A 14,246-nucleotide genomic window follows, 5' to 3' on the forward strand; every position below is an offset into this window, starting at 1 on the left:
CAGGCGCGCGTCACCATTTCTCGGTACAGATAACGATGCGTTCCGCGTAGTCCTCGGATCGCAACCGGATTGCGGATCATGGACGTAGGCACCTCCTGACGCAGCCTATGAGCGCAGAGTGACAGAACGGCCCTTCTCGCTCTTCCGCACACTGCTGCTCCGCCTCGACGAGGAGGGATTTCACACCTCCCTCATCGCCATGTTCGGCTGGGCGCAGAGTCGTGATCACCACCGCATGGCGCTGAAGTCGATCGGTTGGGGATGAAGGGCTTTGACACGTTCGGCGAGGCCTCGCATCCGGAGCGTCATCTCGCTTGCCGGAAGCTGTCGGCGATCCCCATGACCGGGCAGCAGCCATTCGAAACCAAGATCGGCCGATCGTGCCAGCGACTCGGCCAGCACTTCGACCGAATACCAGGTGACGCTCTCGGCAATTTCGATATCTCCGGTGGTGCGGGACCAGTACACGCTGTCCCCGCTGAAACAGTATCGGTCGTCGACTATATAAAGCACACTTCCCTCGGTGTGACCCGGAAACGGATGCGCCATTACGCCGTCGACGACCTCCACGGGCTCGGCTCCCCGTATTATCTGATCGGCATCCGGGGCTGAATCGAGATCACCCTCGTGAATCCACAGTCGAGCCCCGAATCGGTCTGCGTAGCGCCGGCCATGTGCAGCGTGATCCCTGTGGGTCAGCAGAACGTCCGTTACCACGCCGAGCTCCTCGTATCAAGTTGCCAGCGACTCGCTCCATCGGGGCGTATCGACCATGAGGTTGCCGCCGCGGCGTCGCAGCAGATAGGAGTTGGCGCCCGCGGTGCGTGACGAGTTGTGGCCACACAGGTAGAGCCCCTCGTCCAGGCGCATGGGGAACGGGTCGAACTCCGCTGTCAGTGGCACGTTCTCGCGCCGAACGGACCGGGTTTGACAAGCGAATGCGGCTGCCGCCAACGCCTGTTCCTCGGCTTCGTCGCGCGGTTGACGCAGAATTTCGGAGCGACCATCGACCTCGCCGATCAATCCGGGCGCCAATTGTCGGGACACATCGCAGTTCACGCAGCGATCGTCTACGAACCAGGACATTTGCAGAACTCCCTCCTCGGTGCGACGCAGCTACGTCCGCACCTTTTCAGGAGTACCAATCATGGCGCGGAAATTTCAAGCCTTGACTTATTTGTAAAACCCTATCTGGGGATTCCATCGACAATTTGGTGCTGCAACGGCAGCTGAGTGAGCTGGTGGTGAATGTAATCTGGTGTTGGATCGAGTTGTGGCCGAGTTGGATTCGTTGATGTCGAGGATTGGGGGTCGATTGACGCGTTCGGAGCCGCGGGCTCGGGCGCGGGAGTACGTGGCCGGGTTGACTGCGAGTCTGGAGCGTAAGAACAGGTGGACGTTATCCGAACGCGCTGGTGAGGTGGGCCCGGACGGGATGCAGCGGCTGCTGCGCAAGGCCGACTGGGCACGCCGCCAGATCGACAGCACCTGGGTGTCCGGGCGCGGGCACTGGCTGCTGGCACGGCGGTCGATCAGCGCCCCGACCGAGATCGCCTACTACCTCTGTTACGGCCCGGCCACCGCACGGCTGGTCGATCTGGCCTGGACAGCAGGGCCGCGCTGGCACGTGGAAGAGGCATTTCAGCAGGCGAAAGGCGAGGCCGGGCTCGACCACTATCAGGTCCGCGCCTGTCGAGCCTGGTACGCCCACATCACCCTGTCGATGCTCGCACAGGCCCGGCTCGCTGCATCCAAAACCATTGCTGTAAAAGGGGAGTCGACAAAACCGCCGAAGACATGATCGCTCTGACACTACCGGAGATCCGGCGACTGCTGGTGGCATTCGTGCTCACCCCGATCCATGCTGCCGATCACATCTGGAACTGGTCGACCTGGCGCCGCCGACGACAACACCAAGCCCGGCTGAGCCACTACCGGAGACGAGGACACCCACTCAACTGGCCACTCGAGTGCCGTTGCAGTACCAAGCGACGGCGCCGCCTTTGTCTACGACCCGATCGTGCGGCGAAGACGCATCGACCTCTTCAACTGCCTCCTCGAACTCACCGACGATCAGAAATAGGACGTATAGCATAATACTGGACTTTACGCATAAGCAGTGTGTCACGGCATAGGATTGTGAGCATGAGAGAATGCCAGCATGGCCGGTCGTCGTGAGGAGTCCTCAGCGGAAAGTCGTCGTCGCCTGCTCGCGGCGGCCACGGAGTTGGTCGCGGAGGTAGGTCCCCGTGGCACCTCGGTGCAGGCTGTTGCCGAACGCGCGGGCATCAGCCGTGGGTCTATTGCGTGGCACTTCGGCTCAAAAGACGGTCTGATCGTGGAGGTGGTGAAGGATGCTTTCGCCGCCGCGCTCGACCAATACCGCAAGCGCATTGGCAAGGTGGGCACGATTACGCTGGGTACGCTCATCGACGCGCATCTCGCCGTCATGACCTCACACAGCGGCCGGGTGTTCGCGACTGTACTGCCCGAGGTAATGCTCGCACCCGGACCAATCCGCGACGCCTACATCGCTGGTTACGAGAATAGTCGCCGCTTCTGGGTTGACGCACTCAGTGAAATCCTCTCGGGCACGCCGGGTATGCCGGACCCAGGGCCCCTGTCCGATGTGCTGTTCGGCAGTACCATCGGTATCAATGTGATGCACCGTTTGGAGGACTCCATTGACCCCATAGGAGGGTTGGGTTCGTTGCAGCGGATCTTCGACCTGGCCGTGGCACATTCCCGGACGAAGGCCGAACGCCCGGCCGAATCGGGATGACCCGAGATGCGAATGCCCGCGGCCGAAAGGCGGCGGGAAACCGCGCGACCGTAACGACCGGACTTCTGCCGATGGCCGTGGACAACCGGCATCGCTGTCGCGAGACAATCGAATGTCCTTTGCCACCGGAAGGTTCCGTGACTTACACCACTCCGACTCGGCCGGTCGGTGTAGCGACTGCGCTCCCTGCCCTGGCACCGTTCGCCCGCACCGCGACCCGGCTGGACCCGCGCCCCGGAAATCCCTTGCCGCAGGACAGTTCGGTCGGCGGCCCGCTGCTGTAGCCGGTACCCGAGCCGTGGCCGCACTGCGACGGTCCCACACATTGGACGGACTTAACCCGGCCGTATCCCCAGCGAACGTGCGACTGGTACGAGGGTTCCGTGCTGCTCCATCCGTCAAGAGCATGACTGCGCAGGAACGGGATGCCTACGACAGCATTCATCCTCCGCGGGAGGCTGCGATCACGAGACCATCGGTCTCTCAACAGTATTCCGAGACACTCTCTGTAGGAATGGGGGCAGCTCGCACTGCCACTAATGTTCGCGATGCCGACTGCCATCGAGGTAGGTTTCACGCCTAGAGCGCTTCGATCGACACATCCAGCCCAGAGCCGCAGGGAGCAACGTCATGACTTGGCAGCATCGCCGTCGATCACGGTTGGTAGGTGCGCCACTCAATGTGCTGGCGATACTGGGTGGTGCCGGGCACAACTGGTTCGAGCGATGGGCTGGCGTCGGGATGGCTCTGGAGCCGTGGCTGGGTCGGCGAGCCAGCAACTTCCTGTGGGCGATTGTGCCTGTGCATCTAGTACACAGATGTGATCGCCAAGGGCACGGCGACGAGGCTGTTCTGGCATTCAACGCGGGTGTGTCGGTGGCCACGGTGGCCGTTCATTTCGTCGACTGGCCGTGGTCACGCCGGCTCGGCGTTGTCCCGTGGCTGCAAGAAGCGGAAGGTATGGAGCCTCGCTTGCTGCCGGCCTACAACACGGTCCTGTTGATGTGGGGGATCAGCAGTGCTGGTGCCATACTCGTGGAGACTCGACGTAGCGATTTGAAATATGTCATCGCCGGGCTGCTCACCTTCCCATTGCAACTCGCCTCAGCGCGGCACCACTTCGTGTGGGCGCAGAGCCATGTTTTTCGCGCGGAACGACAGCCAGTAGAGGGTCGAGTCCAGGGGCTTTGTGCAGGAGGGGCGGTTACCGCTGATCCGGTTGGTTAGGTGGTGAGGGTTGGGTTGGTGTGGGTGGCGCTGCGAGATCGGGCCAGGACGTCCAGGCCGAGATAGCCGCGGCCCTCGATCCATTGGTCGTGTTGTTCGGCGAGCACGGCGGCGAGGAGGCGGATGATCGCGTTGCGGTCGGGCACGATGCCGACGACGTCAGTGCGGCAGCGGATCTCTTTGTTCAATCGTTCTTGATCGAAGCATCCTCGAGGGCATGAGGGGGCAGGCCCGGTGGGCCTGCCCCCTCGTCACGAACTTGTGCGACGAGGCGTCAGTGCGGCGCGAGCGCACTCATCAGTTGCGCCGCGGTGGCCTCATCGATGCAGGTCGGCTTGCCGCCGTTGTCGGAGTGGAAGCCGCCGCTCTTGATATTGCCGGTGAAGTAGCACAGCGGCAGTCCCGGCCTGCCCTCCGGGAAGTTGAGCGGGGGCGCGATTCCGCCGAGTGTCTCGTCATGCAGGGCGCGCAGGCCCTTGATCACATCGGCACCGGTCGAGGTCGGGGACAGGTTCACGGCCTTAGCCGCTGCCAAGAACAGCTGGCCACCCGCCCATGGGAAGAACAGGGGCGAGCTGAAATCGGGGCTGTCCTGCAGACCATTGGTGTACCTGGCGATCGCGTCACGGAAGGCTTTCACGCCCGGATTCGATGTGTCGGTGTAAAGCGCGTTGGTACCCGCGAAGACACTGCCGTCGAAATTCGGATCCCGCTGCCAGCTCTTCTCGAGTGCGGTGCCGGAGGGAATCTGGGTCGGCTTGTAGCCTTGCTCCGCGCACGAGCGCGCTATGCGGGAAATGACATCGACACCGACGCCGGAGAAGACGGCATCAACTCCCTTGTTTTTGAATGCGATACAGGGAGCGATGTAATTGGGAGCGGTTGACGCGATCTTTTCAGACGCGAACCCCAGCCCGGCCTGCCGGGCCATCGGTTCCAGAAGCTGCGGCAACTGCTCGCAAATCGGGGTCTCGGCGCAGTAGTTGACACCGAGGGTCTTCGCATCCGCCTTCTTGGCCACTGCCACCTCGCCGAGCATGAGCACCGGCAGGGTGGTGCCGGAGGCGAAGAAGTTGGGGTCGGTCACGAACGGGGCGTCGATGGACTGCCCGCCGACCACTGGAATGCCCTTCTCGCCGACGTAGCTCGCCCAACTCGAACTCACCAGACTCATCTGGCCGACGATCGCCTGCACTTTGTCCTGCTCAACCAGTTTCTTCGCATTCGCCAGTGCTGTTGCCGGGTTCTGCCCGTCATCGTAGACGACCAGCTTGACCGGATGGCCGTTGATACCTCCATTGTCGTTCACCGACGAGGCCCAGGCTTGGAGCACGTCGATACTGTGGCCGAGAGACCCTGCGAGCGGCCCGGTGCAACTACACAGCGACCCGATGACGATCGGATCGCCCTTCAGCCCGCCGTCGGACACCTTTCCCGCCGATGACGTACTGTCCGAATGTGCCGAGCACGAGGCAAGCGCGAGGGCCGCCACGACCCCCAGCGCGCCCATGCACAGCGACCATGCTTTCTTCATTGTCGACTCCACTGCGGCTGCCCGATGATGTTTACGCCCACGTCCTGGCGCCGCTCCCAGGAAGGGTGTCCCGCCGTCCGCGACGGCAAGCCTGTTCGAGGCCGAGGCGAGGTGGCTCACGGGTTGTGTCCCTCGAAGCTCGTGCTCTCGTATTGAATTCCGAGATACTTGTCCAGCACCTCGTCCCGGCGTATTGCCGAAGCCGGCCCGGAGAATGCGACAGCACCCCGGTTGAGCAGTACAACGTCGTCGGCGACGGCCAATGCGCGGTCGACATACTGTTCGACCAGCAGAATCGCGGCACCCGTTGCGCGCAAATCGTTCACCGCCTCGAATATCTCGTCCACGACCAGCGGTGCGAGACCCATGGAAACTTCGTCGATGAGAACGATCGTGGGTGAGGCGAGCCACGCGCGGGCCAACGACAACATCTGTTGCTGGCCTCCGGACAACGAGCCCGCCCGCTGGTTCAGCGTCGACCGCAGTGCCGGGAAGATATCGAGTACGGCGTCAGCTGCGGAGCGGCGCCGCCACGGTGGCGTCAGCAGGCGGAGGTTCTCCCCTACCGTCAAGCCCGCGAACACCCCGCGGCCCTCCGGGATCAGGCAGAGCCCCGCCCGGGCTCGGCGGGCCGGGCGCGACCGGGTCGTGTCGGCACCATCCAGTGCGACCGTGCCCGATCGGACTGGCAGCAGCCCGACCGCTACCCGCAGCAGCGTGGTTTTGCCTGCGCCGTTCGGCCCGAGCAGGGATACCACCGAGCCGCGCGGTACGGTCAGATCGACACGGTGCAGGACGATCGTTGATCCGTAACCCGCTGTGACCGAGCTCAATTCGAGTGCCGGAGTAGTGAGCGTCATGCTACCGGCTCCTCGATGCGGCGCCTGCCGTCGTCCGGTACCCCTAGGTAGGCGTGCTGGACAATCTCGGATTCCCGCACCTGCGCGGGCGTCCCGCGGAATATCGGCCGCCCGAAGTCGAGCACGAAGATCTCCTCGCACAGTTCGAGCACGAGCGACATGTCGTGTTCGACGAGCAGGACGCCGACACCGCGTTGGGCGACGACCGTGCGCAGGATGCGCCCGAATCGGGCAGTCTCCGCACGATCCAGGCCAGAACTCGGCTCATCCAGCAGCAGGATCCGATACGGTCCCGCGAGACAGCGGGCGAGTTCGACGAGTCTGCGCTGTCCCGTGGACAGCGAACCGACGCGACTGTGCGCGATCGAGTCGATATCGCACAACACCATGGCTGCCCACGCCGCGGCGTGCACTCGGCGGCTGTGCCCCCATGCGGGAAGGACGTGTGCCAGCGGGTTGGCAGCGGCCAACGGACCTTCCGCTCCCATCGCGACGTTCTCGTAAACCGTGAGCGAGTTCAGCAGCTCCGTCCTCTGGAAGGTACGGCCCAGACCCAGTCGAGCCCGGCGCGCAGTCGATGATCGAGTGATCTCGCGTTCACCCAACCGGATTTCACCGGCCTGTATCTCGACCAAGCCGGTGCAGGCGTCGAACGTCGTGGTTTTGCCTGCGCCGTTGGGGCCGATCAGCCCGGTGATGCGGCCGGTGGCCACGTCGAATGAGAAGCCGTCGACCGCGACGACACCTCCGAAACGGACGGTGAGATCGCGAACCCTCAGGACTGCGGGTGGCACGGTCCCCAACGGCGCGGTCGAAGGGATTGTCATCCGGGGCTCGTCCCGGCCGAGAATACGGTCTAGACGCCGCCGGACCGTGGCCGGAATCCGCAGCCGATCAGCCGTGACGGCGACAACGACCGCAAGAGCGCCGAAGACGAGTTGCAGCCGGAGTGCGACTTCGTTACCGGTGAGGTAAGACGGCACTATGACGAGTGCGGCCGCGGCCAGCAGCGCATACCACGGTTCGCGACCGATCATGATGACGATGACCGTGAAGTAGATGACGGACTGCAGCGGCTGATAACTGTCCGCCGAAACTGTGGTCTGAGCCATCCCGGCGAGCGCACCGCCCAGCGCCGCGAGAAACGCCGAGATACAGAAGACGATCACGCTCGTGATTTCGACAGTGACGCCGCTGGTGCCCAGCGCCGAGGGCGAATCGGCGAGACCGCGGAGCAGCCGGCCGAGCCTGCTGTTGTGCAGCACCACCATGGCGGCCGTCACGACGATCGTCACGGCGAGCACGAGCCGATGGAACGCCGAATCCGAGTCGAGCCCGAACGCGTGGGGACGGGGCATCTTCAAGCCGAGACCGCTGGTGCCGAACATGTAGTCCTCGGCGTAGAACATCACTTGCAGCACGACGCCGAATCCGAAGGTCGCCAGTGCCAGGTACAGGCCGCCCAATCGAATAGCGGGTATCGACAGCACCGCGCCGATAGGCACCACCACGAGCCCAGCCGCGAGGAGCGCAACCAGCCACGGCAGATGCCGATCAACAGCGAAGTGCGAGAAGGCGCTGGCGCCGATCGCGGCAAACGCGACGTGACAGAGCGAAATCTGCCCGGAGGTGCGGACCAGCAGTCCGAGCGACAAGAAGACGATCACCATCGCGAGCCCAACCGTCCAGTCGGTTAGATGAAGTCGTGCGAATTCCGGTGCCAGCCAGAGGATTACCAACACCACTACACCGCCGGTCAACCGCAGCACCGACGGCGCGGTCCACGCTGATCGGACCCGAGCAGCGCCTCGGTCGCGCTCTTCGGGACGGCGTCGCGGCAGAAACAGCAACACCACGAAAAGAGTCAGGAACGGCAACGCAGCGGACACTCCCGACAACAGTCCGGTCGTGAAGTAGTGAGTCGCCACCGAGGCGAGCACTCCGATGAGGAGCCCACCCCCGAAACTGCCGGGCAAGCTGGTGAACCGGCCGATAGCGGCAGCCCCGAACGCTTGGAGGACCAACAAAGTCAAGTGCATCGGGTTGAGCGGCAACAAAGGTGCGAACAGCACGCCGGATAAGGCCGCCAGGCTCGTTCCCACGCACCAGGCCCAGCGACGCGTCGATATCGGGCTGGTTCCCGCCATATCGAGCAGGTCCGCGTTCTCGACGACCGCACGCATCGCGATACCCCTCCGAGAGAACCGCAGCGCCACCGAAAGCGCGCCGGTCACAACCACCGCAGCGAGAAACGTCGTCACCGCGGACCACTGGACCTGCACACCCGCGATGATGAACCCGCCCTCCGGCAGGAATATCGGAACTACTCGCGTCGTCTTCTGACCGTAGAGAAGAGTTGCGCCCGCTTCGATGAAGAGCAATATTCCGACCGTAGCGGCGATGCGCAGCGCCAGTGCCGACCGGCCGACCGACCGCGCCAGCAGCTCGAGCAGGAACCCCAGAGCCGGACCGACGCCGAAAACACAGATCGCCGCCGCAATCGGCCACGCCACGCCATTGGTGACATGCAACGTGTAGAAGGCAAATGCCGATACCGCCGCCATCGCCCCGTGCGCGAAATTGAACAATCCGGATGTCCTGTAGGTCAGTACCAGACCGACCGCAGCCAACCCGTACACCGAGCCGGAAACGATTCCCGCTATAAGGAACGGCAACAGATCTGCCACAACTCACTCCATGTTTCGATCGAAAGCCGTGTAGTACTCGAAGAGTGTCGATCGCCGACACCTACCGGATCACCGGAAAACGCAGCCTCTGCCTATTAACGAAAGCTTTGAAAGCGCATGGACATAATCGTTACCGCTCCGCTCACATCACAGCCCCTGGGCCAAGCCCCCTGGCTGGATTCGCCTCCGTGGAAAATGCGGATGCCAATGCCGCGGTGGCGGATTCATCGGCGCAGTCACGCGGTGTTGTAGGCCTCGTCCGCGTGCAACGTGGCAAGCTTGCGTCGTCGCGGACCAGTCGATCAAGCGATATCCCGCTCATCGAGGACGGCGGGAGGTAGGCGCCGCCAGGCCGGCCCCGGTCCAGACAGTGAACCGGCGATGCCCACGCGCTACCTCCTGTGCCAGATCGTTCTAGCCACCGATGAGTTCCGCCAGGCGAGTCCACGCCAGGTGGATTCGTGGATCGTCAACGGCCTCGAGAGTCGTCAGCAGGTGATCCGCGTGAACATAGGTGGATGCTATTCGGTCGATGACCTGACCGAGGGTCTCGGTATGCAGGGTGCAGCCGTAGCGGTGCTGCGGCATCCGGTGTTCGATCCAGCAACCGTGGGCCGGCCGGCCGGCCAGTCCGCCCGGTCGCCGCTTCCGGAAATTCCGCGGTGTTTCGCCACAACGCGCCTTGCACAACCTCAGTCAGTTCTCTTCTCGAGCGTCATCAAGAGTGACCGTGGCGTGTGTGTGGTTCTGGCGACGGCGTCGATCGTCGCGCCCGGCTGGGCACGCAGGCGCCAACGCGCGGCAATCGTTGCCAGGGCCAATGTTGCCTCCACCACCGCGAAGACCTCACCGATGCATTTGCGTGGCCCGGTACCGAACTGCAGCACTGCCCCACGGGGGATGTCTGCGACCCGTTCCGGTGACCATCGGTCGGGATCGAAGGTGTTCGGATCCTGGAACAATCGCGGGTCACGGTGCACCACATACGGACTGAACATCACCGAGCTACCTGCCGGGATACGATAATCGACAAGGTCGACATCCTCGATCGCGGACCTGGTGAGTATCCAGGCCGGAGTGTAGTAGCGCAACGCCTCGGTTACCACTTGGGCGGTGTAGGGCAACTGCCGGAGGTCGGCGTACTCGGCGGCCCGGCCGTTGAGCACCTCATCCACTTCCGCGAACAATCGCGCCTCGATGTGCGGGTGTCGGCTCAGTGTATAAAATATCCATGTCAGTGTGGTGGCGGTGGTTTCCGACCCGGCAACGAGAATGGCTGTCACTTGATCATGAACCTCGTAATCCGAAAGCGTATCTCCGGATTCACCGTCCTCTGCCTCGAGAAGCATGCTCAGCAAGTCGTTACGTGAAATACATCCGCCGCGGTAGTCCGCGATCACCTCGTCCACCATCGAGTGCAGTCGCGCCACGCTAGCCGCCCATTCCCGGTTGCGGGGCAGTGGGAGCTTGTTCAGCAGCGACAAGGGAGTAACCATCCGCTGATACATAAGATCGAATACGCGCGGCATCGTGTGCACAATGAAATCAACCAGATCCTTGCCGGGTTCGGCGGAGATCAGGCTCTTGGCGGCAACCGCGATCGTGAGTGTGGCCATTTCGATCCGGATATCGACGGTATCGCCGGGACGCCAGGTGGCCGTTCGCTCGAGGATCTGCTCCTGCATGATTTCGGCGTACTCGGCAATGCGCTCACGCCTGAAAGCCGGTTGCATGAGCCGGCGTTGCCGCCTGTGGGTTCCGCCTTCGGCACTGATCAAGCCATCACGGATCAGAGCGCGTGCTACGGAGATGTGATCGCCTTTGTAGAAATGACTCTGTTCGGTTACGAGGACACTGCGGATCGCTTCTACGGAGTTGAGCACATAGACTCGCCGTGGGCCGAGTTTGATCTGGACGACATCGCCGTGATCACGGAGCGACTCGAAGAAACTCAGTGGATCGCTGTGCATCCGCAAGGCGTGTCCCAGGAAAGGAAGTCCTGAGGGCGCGACGGGAATTACCGCTGCGTCGGCTGCGCTATCGGTCTTGTTCATCAGGTTCACCTTTCAATTCGAAATGGTCGGTTCTTGCGACGGAGTAACGAGTCGGTGGTCGGATGCGTTCGAGACTCGAATAGACGGCAGCCGAACCGTATTCGAGGGACGGCAGACGGGGAATTCAACCGGGAGTGCCGCCAGGGCCCGATGGAAGGGTCCCGGCCGCCAGGCCGGCTCTCCGGCCGATGCGGACAGCGTCATCTCGGGCAGCACATCGAGCAGCTGATCGATGGCGTCCTGAGCGATCAGATACGCCGATGAACGGGCGGGGCAGGCATGGGGGCCGATCCCCCACGCCAAATGCGCGCGATTACCGACATGTTCCACGCCTCGGATCGCCGGGTCGTTGTTGCAGGCGGCCATACTGACGAGAACCGGTTGATGCGCCGGCAGCCAGACGTTGTCGAGGAGAACCGGCTGCCGAGGGTAGGTGGCACACAGATTCGCCAGCGGCGGGTCGTTGAACAAGACCGCGTCGAGGGCGTCGCGGGTGGACAGACTCCCGGTGTGGACACCGCCGGCGAACTCGTCATCGGTGAGCATCAGCAGCAGCGCGTTGCCGATCAGGTTCTGCTGCAGTTCGAACCCGGCGCCGTAGAAGCCCGTCACTTGGTGGATCACCTCCGTCTCGTCGAGTTGGGCCGGATGTCGCAGCAAATGGGAAGTGACGTCGTTGCCGGCTTTCGCTCGCTTGAGGGCGACCAGTTCCAGCATCGCTTCGCTGAGCATCCGATTGCCGTCCTCGGCATCGATGCCCTCGAACAGCGCGGCCATTCCTTTCGCGGCACGCTGGCTGATCTTCGGGGTAGAACCGAGCAGGGCTCCGACAACCTCGAAAGCCAGCGGAGAAGCGTACTGGCTGATCAGGTCGGCCGTTCCGGCCTGGCAGAAAGCATCTATCAGGGGAACTGCGATGTCCTCGACGATGTCGTGCAGGGCATACAGGTCCACCTCGTCGATGCTCCCGGTGATGGCCTGTCGGTAGCGCTCGAACTCAGCACCTGCGTTTCTGCTACCGATCGGGCGCCATTGCAAAATCGGCAGGACCGGGCAGTCGGCGGGGATGTTCTGCTGCCAAATGCGCGGATCGGCCGGGAAATGGCTTGGATCATTCAGGATTCGTATCGCAGTGTTGTAGCTGATCACCAAGGTGGCCGGCACGCCCGGCGACAGCTCCACGGGCACCAGCGAGCCGTACCTGCTGCGCATGGCCCGGTAGGCGCGATGGGGATCTGCGGCGAACTCCGGTGCGTACAGCGGCACGCGCTCGCCGCCCTCGCCGGGTGGCGAACCACCGCCAACAGGACAGGATGCATGCGAAAGCGAAGTAGTCATGGCCGACGCCCCTGGTTGCCTCGATCGGTCAGGTGACGCTCTTCGATGCGCAACCGGACATTACAGAGGAAGCGCCGTAAGGGAATTCGAGGTGAATCCCGCCTTCTTCTCCGGGTCATGGTTCTCAGTCTCGCTCGTCGCTTCACATCGCGGTTGCGAACTTCGATTCCCTGCCTGACAGTGTAATTTTGGCGCGCCTCACAACAATTCCAGGTGAACAGCATCCAGCAACGGACACTTCAGCTGCGGGATCGCTAGTTTCCAAAGCCCACTCTCGCAGCGGTTTCTGTCTCGGTGGTCGTAGCCGCCACTCCTCGATCGGAACCGTGCGACCGGCCAGTGAGGTGACGCAGTGAGTGGGGCGGAGTCCCGGACTTGCTCGACGTCCACGAACGCCCCGTACTCCAGGTCGGCGAACTATGCATGGGGTGGCTGCGCAATACCGCAGCCACTTCCCGTTACCGGCGGCGCAGCATCGCGGGATCAGCGGTGCCTGCGTGCGCAGACCCATCCATGATGGATCGCAGCCGGGCCTGAGCGCGAGATGATTCTCCTACCACGACCAGGCACTTCCAGCCGGACCGAATCCACTGCCGCCAAGGCGAGCAGGCCGGCACCCATCAGGACGGCATCTTCGCTGAGCACGGAAGCCACCTCCGCAGGCACGATCGGGCTGTGGCCGGTGCGGAAGCTCTGCTCGGCCAACGCCTGGCATACGGCGTCGAGGGCAAGGCACACCGAGGCGACAGGAAACATCCTTTGCACTGGTGCAACAATGCGGAAACCGTCTTGCCATCCATGGATTCCGAGAGGCGCGACAACGCCGTTCGCGGCATGGATCGGCCCAGCGGATGCAATACCGATGGCAGCGATCTCATCCTCTCCGGCAACATCGAGCAGCAACTCTCGGCAACCTTCCCATACAGCGTCAGCGGGCACATCGGTCTGCCTTGAGCCGCAAACGCTTCCATCGGCGGCGACTCGACACGCCGCAAACCTCGTGGCGCCGATTGCCAATGCCATCGCTGTCACGTCATTCACCGCCACAATGAGAACTCCTTCAGGAATCAGCAGGTTCCGCCGAAGTAGAGTCGACAGCCGGGAGCACCGCTCGAATCGGTGTCGACTGTCTACCAGAACACTCTCGTCCTTCGATGTTCGCGCGTAGTTCGAACCCCGATTCTCTGCCGAAAAACAGAATTACGCGGCGGAAAACGACGGTGCGGTCCATATCGGTTTCCGCACCGATCGAGCGTTTGGCTTTGCGATTTCGGGTCGCGGTGCCGCGCTACGGCTGGTGGCCGTCGTCGTTTGAAGACGGAACGGCAGGATCCACAACGGTGCGGACTGGTGGCGGTGCTTGCCCTCGGCAAAGGTGCCGATCAGCTCGCCGATCCACACGACCTACGCCGTCGCGTACTCGTCGAACGGAAGAAGCCCGTGCCCGGGGGTACGGCCCCGCGCAACCGCTGCCGCCATGGTGATTACCGGTCCTGAAGGCGCTGGGCGAAGACCAACTCGGCGGCACGTAGGGGTGAGAAAGTGCGGCCCCGGACCCAAGACTGTTCGGGACATCTCCGGCACAGTGATGCGGCGAGCACGCGATAGTTCTCGAAGTCGTCACTCTCCCTTGCCGATCGGCGTCCAAGTTCTCTTTTCAAGTTGGATGGTTACGTTATTGGGTAGAAGATCCCGGTTTCCGTACCCACATCGGGATCGATGGTGGATGCTGAGCCTCCGGACCATGAGGAGGGGCGTGACTCA

At 63.0% G+C, this 14,246-nt stretch carries 11 protein-coding genes and 2 pseudogenes; 4 read left to right on the forward strand and 9 right to left on the reverse strand.

Annotated elements, in window-relative coordinates; all coding sequences use genetic code 11:
* Positions 1-225 precede the first annotated feature (225 nt).
* Positions 226-570 carry an MBL fold metallo-hydrolase gene (locus ON21_RS39670; protein WP_218004145.1) on the reverse strand — a complete coding sequence of 115 codons (345 nt, stop codon included), beginning with the start codon at positions 568-570 and terminating at the stop codon, positions 226-228.
* Between the two features lie 162 nt (positions 571-732).
* Positions 733-1,047, reverse strand: a complete 315-nt coding sequence (locus tag ON21_RS41045; protein WP_373281154.1) for an MBL fold metallo-hydrolase — start codon at positions 1,045-1,047, stop codon at positions 733-735.
* On the opposite strand from ON21_RS41045, the gene ON21_RS40240 reads away from it, so the two are divergent.
* The 4 genes and pseudogenes from ON21_RS40240 to ON21_RS38700 all read left to right on the forward strand — a co-directional run bounded on the left by ON21_RS40240 (position 928) and on the right by ON21_RS38700 (position 4,009).
* Positions 928-1,233, forward strand: a complete 306-nt coding sequence (locus tag ON21_RS40240) for a hypothetical protein (RefSeq protein WP_245562733.1) — start codon at positions 928-930, stop codon at positions 1,231-1,233. The two genes, ON21_RS41045 and ON21_RS40240, sit on opposite strands and share 120 nt — an antisense overlap.
* Before the next feature lie 217 nt (positions 1,234-1,450).
* Positions 1,451-1,801: pseudogene (locus ON21_RS41250) on the forward strand (IS701 family transposase); the annotation flags it as partial.
* A gap of 360 nt (positions 1,802-2,161) precedes the next feature.
* Positions 2,162-2,782: a TetR/AcrR family transcriptional regulator gene (locus tag ON21_RS25670; RefSeq protein ID WP_083880892.1), complete on the forward strand. Its 621-nt coding sequence runs from the start codon at positions 2,162-2,164 to the stop codon at positions 2,780-2,782.
* A 630-nt stretch (positions 2,783-3,412) separates the two neighbouring features.
* Positions 3,413-4,009 carry a hypothetical protein gene (locus ON21_RS38700; protein WP_157170969.1) on the forward strand — a complete coding sequence of 199 codons (597 nt, stop codon included), beginning with the start codon at positions 3,413-3,415 and terminating at the stop codon, positions 4,007-4,009.
* On the opposite strand, the pseudogene ON21_RS25675 reads toward ON21_RS38700, so the two are convergent.
* The 7 genes and pseudogenes from ON21_RS25675 to ON21_RS38705 form a co-directional block, all read right to left on the reverse strand.
* Positions 4,006-4,203: pseudogene (locus tag ON21_RS25675) on the reverse strand (transposase); the annotation flags it as partial. The gene ON21_RS38700 and the pseudogene ON21_RS25675 overlap by 4 nt on opposite strands.
* Before the next feature lie 80 nt (positions 4,204-4,283).
* Positions 4,284-5,543: an ABC transporter substrate-binding protein gene (locus ON21_RS25680; RefSeq protein ID WP_063821131.1), complete on the reverse strand. Its 1,260-nt coding sequence runs from the start codon at positions 5,541-5,543 to the stop codon at positions 4,284-4,286.
* A 116-nt stretch (positions 5,544-5,659) separates the two neighbouring features.
* On the reverse strand, positions 5,660-6,403 hold the full coding sequence (locus ON21_RS25685) for an ABC transporter ATP-binding protein (RefSeq protein ID WP_039801781.1): 744 nt from the start codon (positions 6,401-6,403) through the stop codon (positions 5,660-5,662).
* The gene (locus ON21_RS25690) at positions 6,400-9,090 is read right to left on the reverse strand and encodes a branched-chain amino acid ABC transporter permease/ATP-binding protein (RefSeq protein WP_039801783.1); all 2,691 of its coding nucleotides are present in this window, start codon (positions 9,088-9,090) and stop codon (positions 6,400-6,402) included. The genes ON21_RS25685 and ON21_RS25690 overlap by 4 nt, the downstream gene beginning before the upstream one ends.
* 692 nt (positions 9,091-9,782) lie before the next feature.
* A complete protein-coding gene (locus tag ON21_RS25700) occupies positions 9,783-11,144 on the reverse strand; it encodes a cytochrome P450 (protein ID WP_063821133.1) in 1,362 nt (453 codons plus the stop codon).
* A gap of 12 nt (positions 11,145-11,156) precedes the next feature.
* Positions 11,157-12,482, reverse strand: coding sequence for a cytochrome P450 family protein (locus tag ON21_RS25705; protein WP_245562734.1), 1,326 nt, complete (start codon positions 12,480-12,482; stop codon positions 11,157-11,159).
* Positions 12,483-12,965: 483 nt separating this feature from the next.
* The gene (locus ON21_RS38705; protein WP_157170970.1) at positions 12,966-13,523 is read right to left on the reverse strand and encodes an ROK family protein; all 558 of its coding nucleotides are present in this window, start codon (positions 13,521-13,523) and stop codon (positions 12,966-12,968) included.
* Positions 13,524-14,246: the final 723 nt, after the last annotated feature.

Source organism: Nocardia araoensis NBRC 100135 (assembly GCF_000308435.1).
Taxonomy (GTDB): domain Bacteria; phylum Actinomycetota; class Actinomycetes; order Mycobacteriales; family Mycobacteriaceae; genus Nocardia; species Nocardia araoensis.

Excerpts from the sequence above, each read along its gene's own strand:
- ON21_RS25670 (WP_083880892.1), top strand. The coding sequence starts at position 2,162 with ATGGCCGGTCGTCGTGAGGAGTCCTCAGCGGAAAGTCGTCGTCGCCTG.
- ON21_RS38700 (WP_157170969.1), top strand. The coding sequence starts at position 3,413 with ATGACTTGGCAGCATCGCCGTCGATCACGGTTGGTAGGTGCGCCACTC.
- ON21_RS25680 (WP_063821131.1), bottom strand. The coding sequence starts at position 5,543 with ATGAAGAAAGCATGGTCGCTGTGCATGGGCGCGCTGGGGGTCGTGGCG.
- ON21_RS25685 (WP_039801781.1), bottom strand. The coding sequence starts at position 6,403 with ATGACGCTCACTACTCCGGCACTCGAATTGAGCTCGGTCACAGCGGGT.
- ON21_RS25700 (WP_063821133.1), bottom strand. The coding sequence starts at position 11,144 with ATGAACAAGACCGATAGCGCAGCCGACGCAGCGGTAATTCCCGTCGCG.
- ON21_RS25705 (WP_245562734.1), bottom strand. The coding sequence starts at position 12,482 with ATGACTACTTCGCTTTCGCATGCATCCTGTCCTGTTGGCGGTGGTTCG.